At 44.9% G+C, this 15,603-nt stretch carries 16 protein-coding genes; 11 read left to right on the top strand and 5 right to left on the bottom strand.

The window, feature by feature from the left end; genetic code table 11:
- Positions 1–310: 310 nt before the first annotated feature.
- A complete protein-coding gene (locus CE058_RS24670) occupies positions 311–460 on the bottom strand; it encodes a hypothetical protein (protein ID WP_175609151.1) in 150 nt (49 codons plus the stop codon).
- A gap of 161 nt (positions 461–621) precedes the next feature.
- Here CE058_RS24670 and CE058_RS03920 point away from each other — a divergent pair, with 161 nt between their 5' ends.
- The 7 genes from CE058_RS03920 to CE058_RS03890 all read left to right on the top strand — a co-directional run bounded on the left by CE058_RS03920 (position 622) and on the right by CE058_RS03890 (position 4,667).
- Positions 622–1,326, top strand: coding sequence for a DUF421 domain-containing protein (locus CE058_RS03920; protein ID WP_048010272.1), 705 nt, complete (start codon positions 622–624; stop codon positions 1,324–1,326).
- Positions 1,327–1,343: 17 nt separating this feature from the next.
- Entirely contained in the window at positions 1,344–2,330 is a 987-nt protein-coding gene (locus tag CE058_RS03915; RefSeq protein WP_163140380.1) for a DUF3231 family protein, read from the top strand.
- A 92-nt stretch (positions 2,331–2,422) separates the two neighbouring features.
- Positions 2,423–3,235: a hypothetical protein gene (locus CE058_RS03910; protein WP_163140378.1), complete on the top strand. Its 813-nt coding sequence runs from the start codon at positions 2,423–2,425 to the stop codon at positions 3,233–3,235.
- A gap of 193 nt (positions 3,236–3,428) precedes the next feature.
- Positions 3,429–3,914 (top strand): sigma-70 family RNA polymerase sigma factor, encoded by a 486-nt coding sequence (locus CE058_RS03905; protein WP_163140376.1) that lies wholly within the window; start codon positions 3,429–3,431, stop codon positions 3,912–3,914.
- A 75-nt stretch (positions 3,915–3,989) separates the two neighbouring features.
- Positions 3,990–4,208, top strand: a complete 219-nt coding sequence (locus CE058_RS03900) for a DUF1659 domain-containing protein (RefSeq protein WP_163140374.1) — start codon at positions 3,990–3,992, stop codon at positions 4,206–4,208.
- 37 nt (positions 4,209–4,245) lie between these two features.
- Complete coding sequence (locus tag CE058_RS03895; protein WP_048010266.1) at positions 4,246–4,464, top strand: DUF2922 domain-containing protein; 219 nt, start codon at positions 4,246–4,248, stop codon at positions 4,462–4,464.
- Positions 4,465–4,529: 65 nt separating this feature from the next.
- Positions 4,530–4,667, top strand: coding sequence for a YvrJ family protein (locus CE058_RS03890; RefSeq protein WP_048010265.1), 138 nt, complete (start codon positions 4,530–4,532; stop codon positions 4,665–4,667).
- A gap of 35 nt (positions 4,668–4,702) precedes the next feature.
- Here CE058_RS03890 and CE058_RS03885 read toward each other — a convergent pair whose 3' ends face one another.
- The 4 genes from CE058_RS03885 to CE058_RS03870 form a co-directional block, all read right to left on the bottom strand.
- Positions 4,703–5,575, bottom strand: coding sequence for an AraC family transcriptional regulator (locus CE058_RS03885; protein WP_163140372.1), 873 nt, complete (start codon positions 5,573–5,575; stop codon positions 4,703–4,705).
- An 83-nt stretch (positions 5,576–5,658) separates the two neighbouring features.
- A complete protein-coding gene (locus CE058_RS03880; protein WP_163140370.1) occupies positions 5,659–6,108 on the bottom strand; it encodes a helix-turn-helix domain-containing protein in 450 nt (149 codons plus the stop codon).
- A 536-nt stretch (positions 6,109–6,644) separates the two neighbouring features.
- A complete protein-coding gene (locus tag CE058_RS03875; protein WP_163140368.1) occupies positions 6,645–8,156 on the bottom strand; it encodes a malate:quinone oxidoreductase in 1,512 nt (503 codons plus the stop codon).
- A gap of 244 nt (positions 8,157–8,400) precedes the next feature.
- Positions 8,401–9,348 (bottom strand): hypothetical protein, encoded by a 948-nt coding sequence (locus tag CE058_RS03870; protein WP_163140366.1) that lies wholly within the window; start codon positions 9,346–9,348, stop codon positions 8,401–8,403.
- 241 nt (positions 9,349–9,589) lie between these two features.
- On the opposite strand from CE058_RS03870, the gene CE058_RS03865 reads away from it, so the two are divergent.
- The 4 genes from CE058_RS03865 to CE058_RS03850 all read left to right on the top strand — a co-directional run bounded on the left by CE058_RS03865 (position 9,590) and on the right by CE058_RS03850 (position 15,550).
- Positions 9,590–10,495 carry a nuclease-related domain-containing protein gene (locus CE058_RS03865; RefSeq protein ID WP_163140364.1) on the top strand — a complete coding sequence of 302 codons (906 nt, stop codon included), beginning with the start codon at positions 9,590–9,592 and terminating at the stop codon, positions 10,493–10,495.
- Between the two features lie 1,430 nt (positions 10,496–11,925).
- Positions 11,926–12,657, top strand: coding sequence for a GntR family transcriptional regulator (locus CE058_RS03860; protein ID WP_163140362.1), 732 nt, complete (start codon positions 11,926–11,928; stop codon positions 12,655–12,657).
- Complete coding sequence (gntK, locus tag CE058_RS03855) at positions 12,650–14,191, top strand: gluconokinase (RefSeq protein ID WP_163140360.1); 1,542 nt, start codon at positions 12,650–12,652, stop codon at positions 14,189–14,191. The genes CE058_RS03860 and gntK overlap by 8 nt, the downstream gene beginning before the upstream one ends.
- A gap of 12 nt (positions 14,192–14,203) precedes the next feature.
- On the top strand, positions 14,204–15,550 hold the full coding sequence (locus CE058_RS03850) for a GntP family permease (RefSeq protein WP_159345847.1): 1,347 nt from the start codon (positions 14,204–14,206) through the stop codon (positions 15,548–15,550).
- The last annotated feature ends 53 nt before the right edge of the window (positions 15,551–15,603 follow it).

Below are 15,603 nucleotides of genomic sequence, written 5' to 3'. Positions count from 1 at the left end.
GTTGTGCCTTTTGTGTCCCAAGTTGGACTGGGTTCGGACTCTAGCTCGCGCTCCCCTGCTTTTTGTGTCCGAAGTTGACCCAGGTTCTGACTCTAGCTCGCGCTCCACTGCTTTTTGTGTCCGAAGTTGACCCGGGTTCTGACTCTAGCTCGCGCTCCACTGCTTTTTGTGTCCGAAGTTGACCCAGGTTCTGACTCTAACTCGCGCTTTCCTGCCTTTTGTGTCCGAAGTTGGACTGGGTTCAGACTCTAACCAGGTCTTCCCTGCGCTTTCAGTGCGAATCACACCATTTCAAACCCAACCAGCTTAATTACTCATCATCCACTTCGCCGTCGCCTATTTCATCCTCTTCTTCCACATCTTCAACCTGTTCGTCTTCCTCAGGCTTTTCATCGTTTCCGCAGCCCGTTAACGTTACGAAGGATAGAGATAGAAAAAGCATTAATAAGAATTTTTTCATATAGATAACCTCCTTTCGCTTAGTTTTTCAAAAAGACAAATCATATATATACTGTTAATAATTTACAAAGCTTCCTTCCTTTTGAATATTTGCAGCTGGATAGGAAAACACTTGTATAAAGCTGCACTTTACTTTTTACGCAGTAAAAGGATGTGCCAAAGATGGATTTTTTACAGAGTCAGCACTCACTTTCTGCTATGGAGTGGGGACTTAGGGCTGTCATCGCTTATTTCTTCCTAGTCATTGTCGCCAAAGTGCTGGGGCAGCGTGCCATTTCCCAATTAAGACTCCTGGATTTAGTAATGGCTTTAGTGATTGGCAATATTATTGCCCATCCCTTATCAGATGAGGAGCTGGGACTAAAGGGTTCAATTGTTACAACCATTGTACTTGTCGTTCTTTACCTGATCAGTTTATTCAGCATCCTGAAATGGCCAGCGGTTAGAAGGATGGTAAACAGCAAGCCCATCCCCCTCGTACAGAATGGAGAAATCATCTATAAGGGCTTAAATAAAGCAAGGATTTCCATTGATGTGCTTCTGGAGGAATTACGCGAGAAAAAAGTAGAAGATGTAAAAAAGGTGGCGCTTGCTCTATGGGAAGCAAACGGAAGCATTTCCTTCTTTTTGGATCCTAAATATGAACCTATTACACCCGCTTTCCTGCAAAGAGATGCAGAACCATTCGATATGCCAAGAACCATTATTAAGGAAGGCAAAGTGGATAAAAAAGTGCTGCAAACCATACAAAAGGACGAAAGATGGCTAATCGCCCATTTAGAACGTTTCTATCAGACAGAAATTAATAATGTTTTGTTAGCTACCATGGACAGCAAAGGAACCATGAAGGTATTTTTATATCACTAATTTGACTAAAAGGAGTGATGGCAGTGCGTTCTAAAGAGCTGACGGTCTCTGAAGTCTCGAATATTTGGTCATCTTATTTAAAAAACAGCATGGAGCTGCAGTTTTTTACCTATTTTTTACAAACAGCACAGGATCGCAAAGTCAGAAAGATTGTTGGCAGGCTGCTGCATCAGTCCGGGAAAAACCTAAAGCAGCTTCAGGATTTTTTTCATAAAGAGAGCATGTCTGTGCCCATCGGTTTCACGGACGAGGATATAAATATAAATGCTGGAAAAGTATTCTCCGATCATTTTATTTTATTTTTTTGCCATGATATTACCCAGCTTTCATTGAATACATATCCAAGCGCCCTGGGTGAAAGCACCCGTAAAGATATCCGGGATTATTTTGAGATCACACTTAAGTTCACGTTAAAGATTCAAAATGAAATTGTGGATTTGATGTTATCCAAGGGCATTTACCCAAAACCGCCCAAAATCAAGCTTGATGACCGGATTGATTTTGCCCGGAGCATTCAATACCTTAATGGGTTTAAGGGCGGATCCCGTGCGCTTAATGCCCCTGAAATTGCGAATCTATCAAGATTAATTCATAGGGCACAATTCTCGAAAAAGATCTTTGCGAGCTTCAGTCATATTTCACAAAGAAAGGAAATGAGGGATCATTTCAGCAAAGGAAGGGCTTTGATCGAGGACGTGCTGCGATCCCTTCAGGAAGTAATGGACAAAGAATATATTCCGGTTTCCTCTGCCAAAGAGCTTACCCGCTATGACGTGGATATTCCTCCTTTTTCAGAGAAAATGATGCTGTTCTTTGTGAACACCTGTATCGGAATCTTCTGCTTCACCATGATCAGCCAGGCCATGACCTCCAGCCTAAGATCAGATATAATCATGAAACTGCTTGGCATCAGCAAAAATATGTCCCTTTATTACGGAAAAGGCCTGATGATTGCCATAAAGCAAAAATGGCTTGAACAGCCGCCACAGGCTGCGGGGAGATAGATTTTCACCATTCTGTCACAGCTTTCCCCAAACACCCTGTCTTTTTCTCCCTTTCATTTCGATTATCAGAGATGAAAGGGCGGTGCAAAGATATGAATCTTAAATCAGGACGTGTGGACCAGTTTGAACAGTTTTCTCAGTTTAAAGATCTTCAGGAATTTAATGCCCATCTGGAAATGTGGCTTGCCGTACATAAGAATGATTTTTCGAAGGGAGAACTTGTTGGGCTGAAACGGCTTGTCCGGTTTGCCGCGAAGGTTCCCGGTGTTTCCAATGCCAAGATCGGGACCATTTTAAAAGCTATTCATACTGAATACAGCGGCAATGGCATCTCCCGCTCTACTTTTAAAAGAATGATTGCCAAAGCGGCCGAAATCGGTATTTTTACCGTTCATGAAACAGAAAGAAAAAACGGTTCCCAGTCCAGCAACTTGTATGTTTTTAATCGTTTTCCCAAGAGTGAACCACCTAAGCAGGAAAAAATGGACCACCCTAATAAAACTATCAATCTTCCTAAAACTAATAAAAATCAAAAGATTACTAAACGTAACGAAACCATCCTCGATCACACGTATACAAGTGACCGTATACCACAATCATTTACCAGCACCGTAAAGTATTTTTTTTCAGAAGCCAGGCAAATTGAGGAGTTTTGGAGAATGGCCTCACTTGCAGCATATAAAAACAATTGTGAACAAGATTTGAACACTATTTTAGAAACCGCCATCCATGCTTTTAAACAGCTGATCGGGAAAATGAAAACCAGCGCCATTGCTAAGCCCGTCGCCTATTTCTACGGAATTGTAAATAAGAAATTTAGAGAAAATTATTTTGAAGAATTGCATGAAATGGGGTTTTCGACAGAAGAAGATGCCTTCACGCTAAATTTCTTTTACAAAAAGTAAAAAAACACGTTAACACCCCCTAAGTTGGGAGTAAGACCCCCTAACTTCAGACTTAGACCCCTTAACTCCGGACTTAGGGGTAGTAAAAGAACAATTACGACTTTTACCCAATTCGTAAAAAATTGTCTGTCAGGCTATGTTTGAGCTACCCGGGAATACACAGAGAGCGCGCTTTCCTTGAAGGGACATTTTCATGGAGAGTTTTGAACAGTTGGCAGCACAATATGAGCCGATGATTCACCAGATTATCCGATCTTTAAACATCTATCAAAATCAGGAAGAATATTTTCAGATTGGCCTGATCCGGCTTTGGGAGGCTTGGAATCTATTTGATCATACAAAGGGAAAGTTTCTGACATTCGCCTATTCCATTGTTAAACAGAAGCTGATTGATGAATTGAGAAAAACCCGTACGCAAAAAAACAGCACTGTCACCCGGAGTGAAGAATTCTGGTCATCAGAGGAAACAGCCTATACACCTCAGCCACTCGAAGAAGAGCAGCTTCTTTCTTACTGCAGCAGCCTCACCAAAAATCAGACCATCTGGGTACTATCGACTTTCCTCGATGATTTGACAGTCAAACAGATCGCCGAACAGCATGAAGTAACAGTTTCAGCGGTAAAAGCCTGGAAAAAAGGCGCTCTGACAAAACTCAGGAACACAATTCAGCAAATGTAATTAAAAAATTTATCAACACCCTGTCTTTTTACTGCTTTCATTTCGATTATATAGGTGAAAAGGAGGTGAGCAGGAATGGCACAGGCAATCATCATTGATTCAAAGCTTCGCCTGGTTTTTGAAACAGGCCTTAACGGGCAGGGAAAACCGGTTTACAAATCAAAAACCTACAGCGGCGTGAAGCAATCCGCTACAGCGGACCAGCTTTTCACAGTGGGACAGGCAATCGCTGGATTATCAAGCTACCCGCTGACTCAGCTGAACAGAAACGACAGCTTCGATATCTTAGGCTAATGTCTGAGAAAGATAAAAAAAACAGGAGGTGAAAAACATGGCTAAATCACTTGAGATGACATTTGAAACAGAATTGGGCAAGGAAACCAAGCTATCGGTCGACAGCCCGAAGGAGCCGATTGATCCGGCAGCTGTGAAGGCAGTGATGGAACAGATCATTGCAGCAAATGCATTTGATGGCAATGGCGGTGACCTTGTTGCTGCTAAAGGCGCCAGATTAGTAGAGCGCAATGTCACAGATTATGAATTAATGTAAGGATAAGAGGCCGGATTCTTTGGAACCCGGCCTCTTTTATAGATGAATAGAAAGGAGCATGCATGATGGAACAGATGGTCACCCTGATCAGCGAACTCGGCTTCCCGATTGTGGTCACGCTTTTCCTGCTGAACCGGATCGAAGCCAAGCTGGATGTTGTTGTGTCCTCAATCCAGGGATTGCCGGATCGCCTGAGGGAATAAATAAGCGGGACTCCACTAGCTAAGGCTAAGGAGTCCTATTTTTTTGCAACCGGAATCCAGATTTCACTGCGGAATGCCGGTGAAGCCGTATCTTTGCTTTCATTCCAGAGAATTTCCGGCCCTTCAATCTGCTGATAGGAAGAGGATGGGAACCATTCTGAGTAAATACGTCCCCATACATTCTGAAGCGTCTCCGGAAACGGCCCAACTGCTTCAAATACTGCCCATGATGTGGCCGGAATTTCAAGTGATGCCATCCCCGCAGGGCATTCCTTTGTAATGGCAGCCCCGATATAATGGTCAAGCTCACCCTTTTCTTCCATTCTTCCTTCAGAAAAATTAGCTGATGCACTGATCAGGCCGAATGGCTCTGTGTCAGATAAACTCTTGAGCTTCATAATCTTTTCTTCATTCAGGCTCTTCCACATGGCGGCAATCTCCGGATTCACGCCGTTAAAAATAATCGGCACCCGCTTCTTTAAGCCCACAATTCGAAACGCCTCTTTTTCTTCAATACGATAGTTCATTTCAGTTCCTCCCTTAATAGATAGATGGAAGGTCATCGGCGGATAAGCCTTAAGGGCGTGGCCATGGCTTCTTGCTTCTGATGGAGTGATGCCATGAAGCTGCTGGAACGCTCTGGTAAACGAATCAGGCGAGCTGTACCCATATTTCATGGCTACCTCAATGACCTTAGCACTCTGGTCCTTCAGATCAAAGGCAGCCAAAGTCAGCCGTCTTCTGCGGATGTACTCGGAAAGCGATACTCCGGCCAGAAAGGAAAACATTCGTTTAAAATGGTACTCCGAGCAATAAGAAAGCTTAGCCGCTTCTTTGAAATCAACCTCTTCCGCTAAATGCTCTTCGATATAATTCATCGCCCGATTCATATTTTGCAGCAAATCCATATTGATGACCTCCTTGTATCTAAAGAATAGCAGGAGCCGCTGGTGTGAACCCGACAATCCATGCACAGAAATGCAGGATTGCTTTACTCCTTTTTATATTTCTTTTTTAATGCGTCAGAGATAATTCCGCCGCCCAACATTAAAAACAGAGGACCGAAATTCCAGAAAAATGACCCGCGAAGAGAGATTTCAATCGATGTAAATTTGTTGAGGCCTAAAATGCCCAGTTTAATGAGCAGCATAGCCAATCCGATTAAAAGTAAAATCTCAAAGAACACCTTCATTCTTGGATAAGCCAATTGCCTGCTGTCCTTTATTACCTTTTCTGTCAATTCCCCGTCACTCCTTAATAATTCATCAATTGTAACCCCAAACAGATCACTCAGTTTAATAATGATTTCAATGCTGGGATAATTCTGCCCATTCTCCCATTTAGAAACAGACTGGCGGCTCACATACAGCTTTTCAGCCAGTTCCTCCTGTGACCATCCTTTCTCTTTCCTCTCCTTCTTAAGCTTTTCGGCAAAAATCATAATCGCAATCACCTTTCTCTAAATCGATCATCTCATTATGGTAATTTTTTGGATCAAAAGTAAAGATAGGAATGGTTGCAGGATGGCGCACGCAGGGGTTGCAGGGGCCATACACGTTCTTTTACAGTAAAAAACCCAGCCATTGAGGCTGGTACGCTTTCAAAAAGCTTCCCACTATCCGGTTTATTGTTCTCTCTACTATGGATGACACTCGTAACGAAAAAGAAGAGAATCAGCTGCAGCTGCGGTTTGAGAGAAATTCCTAGGTCAAAGCTTATGCGCTAACTTCCTTTTCAGTATTGCTTGCTTCTGTCTGGCACTCGCTTCTACTTCTGTTGTTTCATGTGAAACATCCTCACCGCAGCCTTTAAAAGGCTGACTGACAGCATCGCTTTTAAAAGCCTATTCATAGGATTGGCTTGTGAACTCGACGGGGAAGGCGCTGGAGCTGGACTGTTATCGAAGTTAAAATGATGCTTTTTTATCCTAAAAAAAGAGCCCTCAAACCGAATTCGGCCTGAGGGTTCCTATTATAATCAGTTATAAGCAAGCTCCTGCTTTTTTTCCTTTTCGCTGAGACCAAGCACCTGCGCTGTGGATTCGTGAATCTCACGGAACAGCTTAGGGTTTTCAGATAGTGACATACCGTAGGACGGAATCATTTTCTTAATTTTAAAATGCCATTCGTCCATTTGCTCAGGGAAGCACTTCTGCAATACTTCAAGCATGACATTAACGGCTGTTGAAGCACCCGGTGAAGCTCCGAGCAGGGCAGCAACCGAGCCGTCAGACGCACTGACTACTTCTGTGCCGAATTGCAGGGTTCCTTTTCCTGCAGGTGTATCCTTGATGACCTGCACACGCTGGCCGGCCACTACGACACTCCAGTCTTCGCTCTTTGCGTTTGGAATGAACTCACGCAGTTCTTCAACTCGCTGTTCATGGGACAGCATAACCTGCTGAATCAGATATTTTGTCAGCGCCATTTCCTTTGCACCTGCAGCCAGCATGGTGATGACATTGTTCGGCTTAACAGACTTGATCAGGTCCATATTGGAGCCTGTTTTCAGGAATTTCGGTGAAAAGCCGGCAAACGGGCCGAACAGCAGGGATTTCTTGTTATCAATGAATCTTGTATCCAGATGCGGCACGGACATTGGAGGAGCACCCACTTTGGCTTTTCCGTACACCTTTGCATGGTGCTTCTCGACGATTTCCGGATCGTTGCAGACCAGGAACAGTCCACTTACCGGGAATCCGCCAATATGCTTCGACTCAGGGATGCCCGTCTTCTGCAGCAGATGCAGGCTTCCGCCGCCACCTCCGATAAAGACGAACTTTGCCTGATGGTTTTCGATTGTGCCGCTTTCCATATTCCGCACTTTTACATTCCATGATCCATCGCCGGCACGCTTCAAATCCTCAACGCTGTGCTTATAATGGACATCGACATTTTTGCTCTTTAAATGGTCAAACAGCATGCGCGTTAATGCACCGAAATTGACATCCGTCCCAGAGTCGATTTTTGTGGCTGCAATCGGCTCATCCGATGTACGGCCTTCCATCATCACTGGAATCCATTCCTTCAGTTTCTCAGGATCATCGGAAAATTCCATGCCCTGAAAAAGCGGATTAGCTGACAGCGCTTCCAAACGTTTTTTCAAAAACGAAACATTCTTTTCCCCCTGAACAAAGCTCATATGAGGGATTGGCATAATAAAGTCCTGCGGATTGGTAATCAGGCTGTTTTCTACAAGATAAGACCAAAACTGTCTTGAAAGCTGAAATTGTTCATTTACATTAATTGCTTTAGTGATATCTATTGATCCATCGGATTTTTCAGATGTATAGTTAAGCTCGCACAATGCAGCATGTCCCGTCCCTGCATTATTCCATTCGTTAGAGCTTTCTTCTCCTGCGCTGGCGAGCTTCTCAAACACTTTGATTTCCCATTCAGGTGCTAACTCTTTCAGTAAAGACCCCAAAGTCGCGCTCATGATTCCGGCACCAATTAAGATAACGTCTGTTTTGTTCTGTACGCTGCTCATTTTAAACCCTTCCTTATCCCAGAAATTTGCCAAAAACTGCAGGCGCTTTGCTCAGGCATCACCACTAGAAAGACATCACCCAAGGACGCGCCTTTTCCGTCACACAAAATACACATTCTATTCTATTATAATGATTGATAAGGTAATATAGCTAGCATTATCTGATAATTATATACTATTTTAGACAAATTAGAAAGAGGGCGGGGTTTTGGGATGCGAAAACCCCAGCACAACTATGTTCTCCCTAAGACTCCTTTCTAATCATTGCCTGCCTGCGGTCATGCAGAACCAGTAGAATAATCATCCCCATCATGACGCCCAGTATAATACCCATCTCCGTGGTCATTACTCGTGCCAGCGGGTACTCCGGACTGGATTGAAAATCCGGGCGAATAATAGAAAATAAATTATATGAAAACAGCATGCCAGACGAAATCCATGCAGCTGCCATGGAAGGCAGAAACCTTCGCGACCCGCGGCGGGTGATCAGCGCGAGGAGTCCCCAAGAACCGACTAAGGCCCACCCGCCGGTACTCAAGCTCAGAAGGTGCCACCACAAATCACGGGATTCCAGCATATCCGGGTTGATGCCAAGGGTTCCGCCTGCCGCCCAAAATATCTTTATGGCACCGAGAATCATGCAGCCTGCCGCAGTGATCCTCCCCAATGCGGTCTGCAGTTGCCGAGTGTGTCCCGGCACTTCCCCGCAGTCGATCGGACCGCCAAGCGCCTCAGGCCACCGCGCCTTGGCATATCCTGCCAAAGCCAAAGGAAGGCAAATCCCGACTCCGACAAGAGAGACCATAACGAAGATTTGCTCGTAAATCCAGAAGCCGGCGGCACCTGCCTCCTGATCCTGAGCCATGGCCGCCGGGCCAAGGACAGGCGCCAGCAGCAGCAGGGGAACTAGAAGACCGGTACCCAGCCACACGGGCAGGGCCACCATCCAGGCGGGCAGCCGTTCACCCCAAGGCCTGCAGAACGCCATTGCCAGCAGGATGCCGACCGCAGCGATAACCGCTGTAGCTGCATTAATCCCCCGCCAGCTGGCTTCGCCCATTTGCTCTGTCGGAAGAAAGAAGCCAAACGTCCAGGCGATTTTGATCAGCAGATAAGGAGTCACCGCTATCGCAGCGCCATAACCACAGATTCTGCGCATTTTCATCAATCGTTCGGCTGTCTTTATTGCCATACTCTTACTCCGTCTGCCAGGATGATGTTGATATTTATATCTGGATTTCTTTTTAAAAGAATCTTATCCAAATGAACCCCTCCCATTTATTCCAGTAACATTGGAATTGTATTCCTTTATTTGATCTTTATGTTTCCTGCTTCATGGAAATCGGCAAATGGGAAGAAAGCCTTGGAATAGCATTTGTAATTTTTGGGATTTACCTTAAAATAGACTTATAGGTAAAGAAAGGAAGTGGAAAATGTTATTAAAAAGAAGATTTCCATCGGATGAATTATGGTCTATGAGATATTTGAACACCCGAATGGAGTTAACCGAAAAAGAAAAACAGCATTGGGCAAACCTTGAAAAAGGCTATGAAGGAGAGGTGAAATTTGACCTTCTGACAGAAAAACTGACCGAAGAAAGGCTGGTGATTCATGATTTGTTACTGGAAGTGAACAACTCCTATTTTCAAATTGATACCTTGATCATTTCAGAAAGAACGATTCATCTAATAGAAATAAAAAATTTCCAGGGAGACTGGCACTTGGAATCTGACAAGCTATATGCCGCAAATACCGGCCGGGAATATAAGAATCCTGTATACCAATTAAAGAGAAGTGCCGCCCTATTCCGCCAGCTGCTTCAAATCCTCAAGCAAACCATTCCCGTTGAAGCCTCCGTTATTTTTATCAACCCTGAATTCACCTTATACCAAGCCCCCATGGACCAGCCCATTATCCTGCCAACCCAAATAAGCCGATTCCTGAAAGACTTGAATCATACCCCGTCCAAACTGAATGAGGGTCACAGAAAACTGGCCCAGCAATTACTGTCACTCCATCAAACCAAAAATCCTTATACCATTTTGCCTGACTATCACTTTGACCAGCTGAAAAAAGGGATGTATTGCCTGGACTGTCATTCTCTTCTCAGTCCTGTACACAAGAATCTGGTATGCGAAAAATGCGGTGGGCATGAAAAAATGGATCAGGGTATTTTGCGCAATATAAAAGAGTTCAAACTTCTCTTTCCCGAGCGAAAGCTGACGTCCCAAAGTATATATGAATGGTGTAATGCCAATATAAGCAAACGAACTTACTCCAGGGTATTAAAGAAATACTTTACAGCGCGCGGCATCACCAGTAATACCTATTATAAGTGAGTATTGTTGATGGGAGGAGGTGAGACTGGTTCGGGTTCTTATGTCCGATGGTGTACCCGGGTTCTGACTCTGGATCCTCGATTCTACCTTTTTGTGTCCGAAGTTGGGCCAGGTTCTGACTCTGAATCCCCGATTTCTACTCTCTGTGTCCGAAGTTGGGCCGGATTCTGACTCTGGGTCCATGAGTTTACCTTTCTGTGTCCGAAGTTGGGCCAGGTTCTGACTCTGAATCCCCGATTTCTACTTTTTGTGTCCGAAGTTGAGCCAGGTTCTGACTCTGGATCCTCGATTCTACCTTTCTGTGTCCGAAGTTGGGCCAGGTTCTGACTCTTAATCCCCGATTTCCACTCTCTGTGTCCGAAGTTGGCCCGGATTCTGACTCTGGATCCTCGATTCTGCCTTTCTGTGTCCGAAGTTGGGCCAGGTTCTGACTCTGGGTCCTAGATTTTACCTTTCTGTGTCCGAAGTTGGGCCGGATTCTGACTCTGGATCCTCGATCTTGCCTTTCTGTGTCCGAAGTTGGGCTAGGTTCTGACTCTAGATCCCCGATTTCTACTCTCTGTGTCCGAAGTTGGGCCGGGTTCTGACTCTGGATCCTCGATTCTGCCTTTCTGTGTCCGAAGTTGGCCTAGGTTCTGCCTCTGAATTCCAGATTTCTACTCTCTGTGTCCGAAGTTGGGCCGGATTCTGACTCTGGATCCTCGATCTTGCCTTTCTGTGTCCGAAGTTGGCCTAGGTTCTGACTCTGGGTCCTCGAGTTTACCTTTTTGTGTCCAAAGTTGGGCCAGGTTCTGACTCTAGATCCCCGATTTCTACTCTCTGTGTCCGAAGTTGGCCCGGATTCTGACTCTGGATCCTCGATTCTGCCTTTCTGTGTCCGAAGTTGGGCCAGGTTCTGACTCTAGATCCCCGATTTCTACTCTCTGTGTCCGAAGTTGGGCCGGGTTCTGACTCTAGATCCTCGATTCTACCTTTTTGTGTCCGAAGTTGGCCTAGGTTCTGACTCTGGGTCCTAGATTTTATCTTTCTGTGTCCGAAGTTGGGCCGGATTCTGACTCTGGATCCTCGATTTTACCTTTCTGTGTCCGAACTTGGCCTAGGTTCTGACTCTGGATCCCGGATTTCTACTCTCTGTGTCCGAAGTTGAGCCAGGTTCTGACTCTGGATCCTCGATTCTACCTTTCTGTGTCCGAACTTGGCCTAGGTTCTGACTCTGGATCCTCGATTCTGCCTTTCTGCGTCCGAAGTTGCCCCGTCGTCAAAATGCACCCACTCCCAGCTCCACCACACACCCGCAAACAAACCCAAATTTAAACAATAAATCCAATCAAATAAGAATTAAAGCGTTTGCATTTTATTTTATTTGGATTATAATACTTGTATACAAGTATACACGTATACTCAAAATGTTATTTTACAAAGGTGATGTCATGAAGGATTCTAATGAATTTCTATATCCGCAAAAATGGCTGTCTAAGGCTTCCTCTGGCGATCGTGTCGCGTATGAGCTTAGGATGCGCATTATTGCCGGTTTGATTGAAAGCGGTACCACGCTTTCTGAAAATAAATTGGCCGCTGATTTTTCTGTGAGCCGTTCACCGATTCGTGAAGCCTTACGGACACTGGCATCTGAAAATATTATCCGCTTGGAAAGAACGGGTGCGGTTGTTGCCGGGTTAACCGAAAAAGAAATAGAAGAAATTTACGATGTCCGTCTCATGATTGAGACATTCGTGTTTGAACGTCTTATCAGCATGGACACAAATGAATTGGCGATGGAGCTCAGCAAGGTGCTCGAAATGATGAAGGTGGCTGTCAAGTATCGGGATGCTGATGAGTTTGCGTTTCAGGATCTTCTGTTCCACGAAATTATCATCGGGTCTATTGGCCATTCTTATATCCAGCTGATCTGGAATAATTTAAAGCCCGTGATGGAAGGCTTCATTCTTTTATCCATGCGCGTGCGCTTTAAGGAAAATTATGAAGACCTTGATCGGATTGTGAAAAATCATGAACTATATATTGATGCAATTAAAACAAAAGACAGAGACCTCATGATTCAGTCGCTGCACGAAAATTTTGATGATGTTCAAGGGAAAGTGGACGATTTATGGAGGTCACAGCAAATGCTGTCAAAAGGGGTTAAACAACAAGATGACTAGCTATATGTTAGGGATTGATATTGGAACCACCAGTACAAAAGCCGTGTTATTCAGTGAAAAGGGGGATGTGATTCAGCAGGAGAACATCGGATACCCTCTGTACACTCCTGATATCTCCACAGCAGAACAGGATCCGGAGGAGATTTTTTCTGCTGTAGTTCAGACAATATCGAATATTATGAAAAACCATCATGATAAAAAACTGGCCTTTGTCTCCTTCAGCAGTGCGATGCACAGTGTGATCGCGATGGACGAGAATGACCTGCCGCTTACGCCGGTCATCACCTGGGCCGATAACCGCAGCGAAGCTTGGGCACGCAAAATTAAGAAAGAATGGAATGGACATGGGGTCTATAAACGGACCGGAACACCGATTCATCCGATGTCCCCATTAAGCAAAATCACCTGGTTTGTGAAGGAGCGTCCGGAGATCGCCAGCAGGACCAAAAAATATATCGGCATTAAAGAATATATTTTCAAAAAGCTGTTTGATGAATATGCTGTCGATTATTCACTTGCCTCCTGCATGGGCATGATGAATCTCAAGACATTGGACTGGGATGAAGAAGCATTGGCGATTGCGGGCATCACCCGCTCACAGCTATCCAAACTCGTGCCTACGACAAAAATGTTCCAAAACTGCCATCCTATTTTAGCCAAACAAATGGGCATCGATCCAGAGACACCTTTTGTGATCGGCGCAAGTGATGGAGTGCTTTCGAACCTGGGTGTGAATGCAATCAGAAAAGGCGAAATCGCCATCACCATCGGGACAAGCGGTGCGATTCGGACCATTATTGACAAGCCCCAGACCGATGAAAAAGGGAGAATTTTCTGTTACGCCTTAACAGAAAATCATTGGGTGATTGGCGGACCGGTGAACAATGGAGGAATGGTCCTCCGCTGGATCCGGGATGAATTTGCCTCATCCGAAATTGAAACGGCCAAGAGATTGGGCATTGATCCGTACGAAGTATTAACCAAAATCGCCGAACGTGTAAGGCCGGGCGCTGATGGCCTGCTGTTCCATCCGTACCTCGCAGGTGAGCGCGCTCCTTTATGGAACCCGGACGTGCGCGGGTCTTTCTTCGGATTAACGATGTCCCATAAGAAGGAGCATATGATTCGGGCAGCGCTTGAAGGCGTCATTTATAATCTGTACACCGTGTATCTGGCATTAGTGGAATGCATGGACGGCCCGGTAACCCGGATTCAGGCAACAGGAGGCTTCGCCAGATCTGAGGTTTGGCGGCAAATGATGTCCGATATTTTTGAATCGGAAGTCGTCATACCGGAAAGCTATGAAAGCTCCTGTCTCGGTGCCTGTATTTTAGGATTATATGCCACAGGAAAAATCGACTCGTTTGATGCTGTTTCAGACATGGTGGGCGATACGTACAAGCATACACCGAATGAAGATGCTGCAAGAGAATACAGACAATTGCTGCCGATCTTCATCCAATTATCAAGAGCGCTGGAAGATGAATATACTTCGATCGCAAACTATCAAAGAAAATTAATTCAACATGACTAGGGGGAAATGACAATGCCGCTGTTAATAGTTGCAATTGGAATCGTTGCCTTATTAATTCTGATAATGGGCTTAAAATTAAATACCTTTATTTCATTGATTATCGTTTCATTTGGTGTTGCGCTGGCACTCGGAATGCCGCTCGACCAAATTGTCAAAACCATCGAAGCCGGATTAGGCGGGACACTTGGCCACCTGGCACTCATCTTCGGACTTGGCGCCATGCTGGGCAAGCTGATCGCCGACTCTGGCGGCGCCCAGCGAATCGCCATGACTCTTGTCAATAAATTCGGCGAAAAGAATATTCAGTGGGCAGTAGTGGCTGCATCCTTCATTATCGGTGTTGCCTTATTCTTTGAAGTGGGACTTGTATTATTAATTCCGATCGTATTTGCTATTTCAAGAGAATTAAAGATTTCTATTTTGTATCTTGGTATCCCGATGACAGCGGCTTTATCTGTCACACATGGATTCCTGCCGCCTCACCCGGGTCCAACAGTTATTGCGGGCGAATACGGTGCAAACATTGGGGAAGTATTGCTTTATGGTTTTATCATTGCGATTCCAACCGTTATTTTAGCTGGACCGGTCTTTACGAAAATGGCTAAAAAGCTCGTTCCGGATTCATTCACAAAAAGCGGAAACATCGCTTCTCTGGGAGAGCAGAAAACCTTTAAGCTTGAGGACACACCAGCTTTTGGAATCAGTGTATTTACGGCTTTGCTTCCTGTTATTTTAATGTCAATCGCGACGATTATTACATTGCTTCAAAAAACAATGGGATTTGAAGATAATAGCCTGCTTGCTGCCATCCGTTTTATTGGCGATGCCGGCACTTCGATGCTGATCTCCTTATTGGTTGCCATCTATACCATGGGACTGGCTAGGAAAATTCCAATCAAAAATGTGATGGATTCCTGCACAACCGCTATCAGCCATATCGGCATGATGCTCTTGATTATCGGAGGAGGCGGCGCCTTCAAACAGGTTTTAATTGATGGCGGTGTTGGTGACTATGTGGCCGAGCTTTTCAAAGGAACAAGCCTGTCTCCGATTTTACTGGCATGGATTATCGCGGCAATCCTCAGGATTTCATTAGGATCTGCCACAGTGGCCGCATTAACGACAGCAGGTTTAGTCATTCCGCTGCTGGGCCAAACGGATGTGAATCTTGCCCTAGTAGTGCTTGCAACAGGTGCGGGAAGCTTAATCGCTTCTCACGTCAATGATGCCGGCTTCTGGATGTTCAAAGAATATTTCGGTTTGAGCATGAAGGAAACGTTTGCAACATGGACATTGCTTGAAACAATAATATCTGTGGCTGGATTAGGATTTATTTTATTGTTAAGCTTATTTGTATAAACACTTTAAGGCAATGAAACCCTATTTCATAAGAGGGGTTCATTGCCTATTAA

It is taken from the genome of Bacillus sp. 22-7 (genome assembly GCF_010628845.1).
Taxonomy (GTDB): domain Bacteria; phylum Bacillota; class Bacilli; order Bacillales; family Cytobacillaceae; genus Cytobacillus; species Cytobacillus firmus_B.
This window is presented reverse-complemented; position numbering and strand designations above follow the sequence as displayed.

Bases quoted from the DNA above. Each gene is read 5' to 3' on its own strand.
- CE058_RS03865 (WP_163140364.1), top strand. From the start codon at position 9,590: ATGTTATTAAAAAGAAGATTTCCATCGGATGAATTATGGTCTATGAGA.
- CE058_RS03850 (WP_159345847.1), top strand. From the start codon at position 14,204: ATGCCGCTGTTAATAGTTGCAATTGGAATCGTTGCCTTATTAATTCTG.
- CE058_RS03910 (WP_163140378.1), top strand. From the start codon at position 2,423: ATGAATCTTAAATCAGGACGTGTGGACCAGTTTGAACAGTTTTCTCAG.
- CE058_RS03885 (WP_163140372.1), bottom strand. From the start codon at position 5,575: ATGGATTTGCTGCAAAATATGAATCGGGCGATGAATTATATCGAAGAG.
- CE058_RS03860 (WP_163140362.1), top strand. From the start codon at position 11,926: ATGAAGGATTCTAATGAATTTCTATATCCGCAAAAATGGCTGTCTAAG.
- CE058_RS03915 (WP_163140380.1), top strand. From the start codon at position 1,344: ATGGCAGTGCGTTCTAAAGAGCTGACGGTCTCTGAAGTCTCGAATATT.
- CE058_RS03890 (WP_048010265.1), top strand. From the start codon at position 4,530: ATGGAACAGATGGTCACCCTGATCAGCGAACTCGGCTTCCCGATTGTG.
- CE058_RS03870 (WP_163140366.1), bottom strand. From the start codon at position 9,348: ATGGCAATAAAGACAGCCGAACGATTGATGAAAATGCGCAGAATCTGT.
- CE058_RS03895 (WP_048010266.1), top strand. From the start codon at position 4,246: ATGGCTAAATCACTTGAGATGACATTTGAAACAGAATTGGGCAAGGAA.
- gntK (WP_163140360.1), top strand. From the start codon at position 12,650: ATGACTAGCTATATGTTAGGGATTGATATTGGAACCACCAGTACAAAA.
- CE058_RS03900 (WP_163140374.1), top strand. From the start codon at position 3,990: ATGGCACAGGCAATCATCATTGATTCAAAGCTTCGCCTGGTTTTTGAA.
- CE058_RS03905 (WP_163140376.1), top strand. From the start codon at position 3,429: ATGGAGAGTTTTGAACAGTTGGCAGCACAATATGAGCCGATGATTCAC.
- CE058_RS03880 (WP_163140370.1), bottom strand. From the start codon at position 6,108: ATGATTTTTGCCGAAAAGCTTAAGAAGGAGAGGAAAGAGAAAGGATGG.
- CE058_RS24670 (WP_175609151.1), bottom strand. From the start codon at position 460: ATGAAAAAATTCTTATTAATGCTTTTTCTATCTCTATCCTTCGTAACG.
- CE058_RS03920 (WP_048010272.1), top strand. From the start codon at position 622: ATGGATTTTTTACAGAGTCAGCACTCACTTTCTGCTATGGAGTGGGGA.
- CE058_RS03875 (WP_163140368.1), bottom strand. From the start codon at position 8,156: ATGAGCAGCGTACAGAACAAAACAGACGTTATCTTAATTGGTGCCGGA.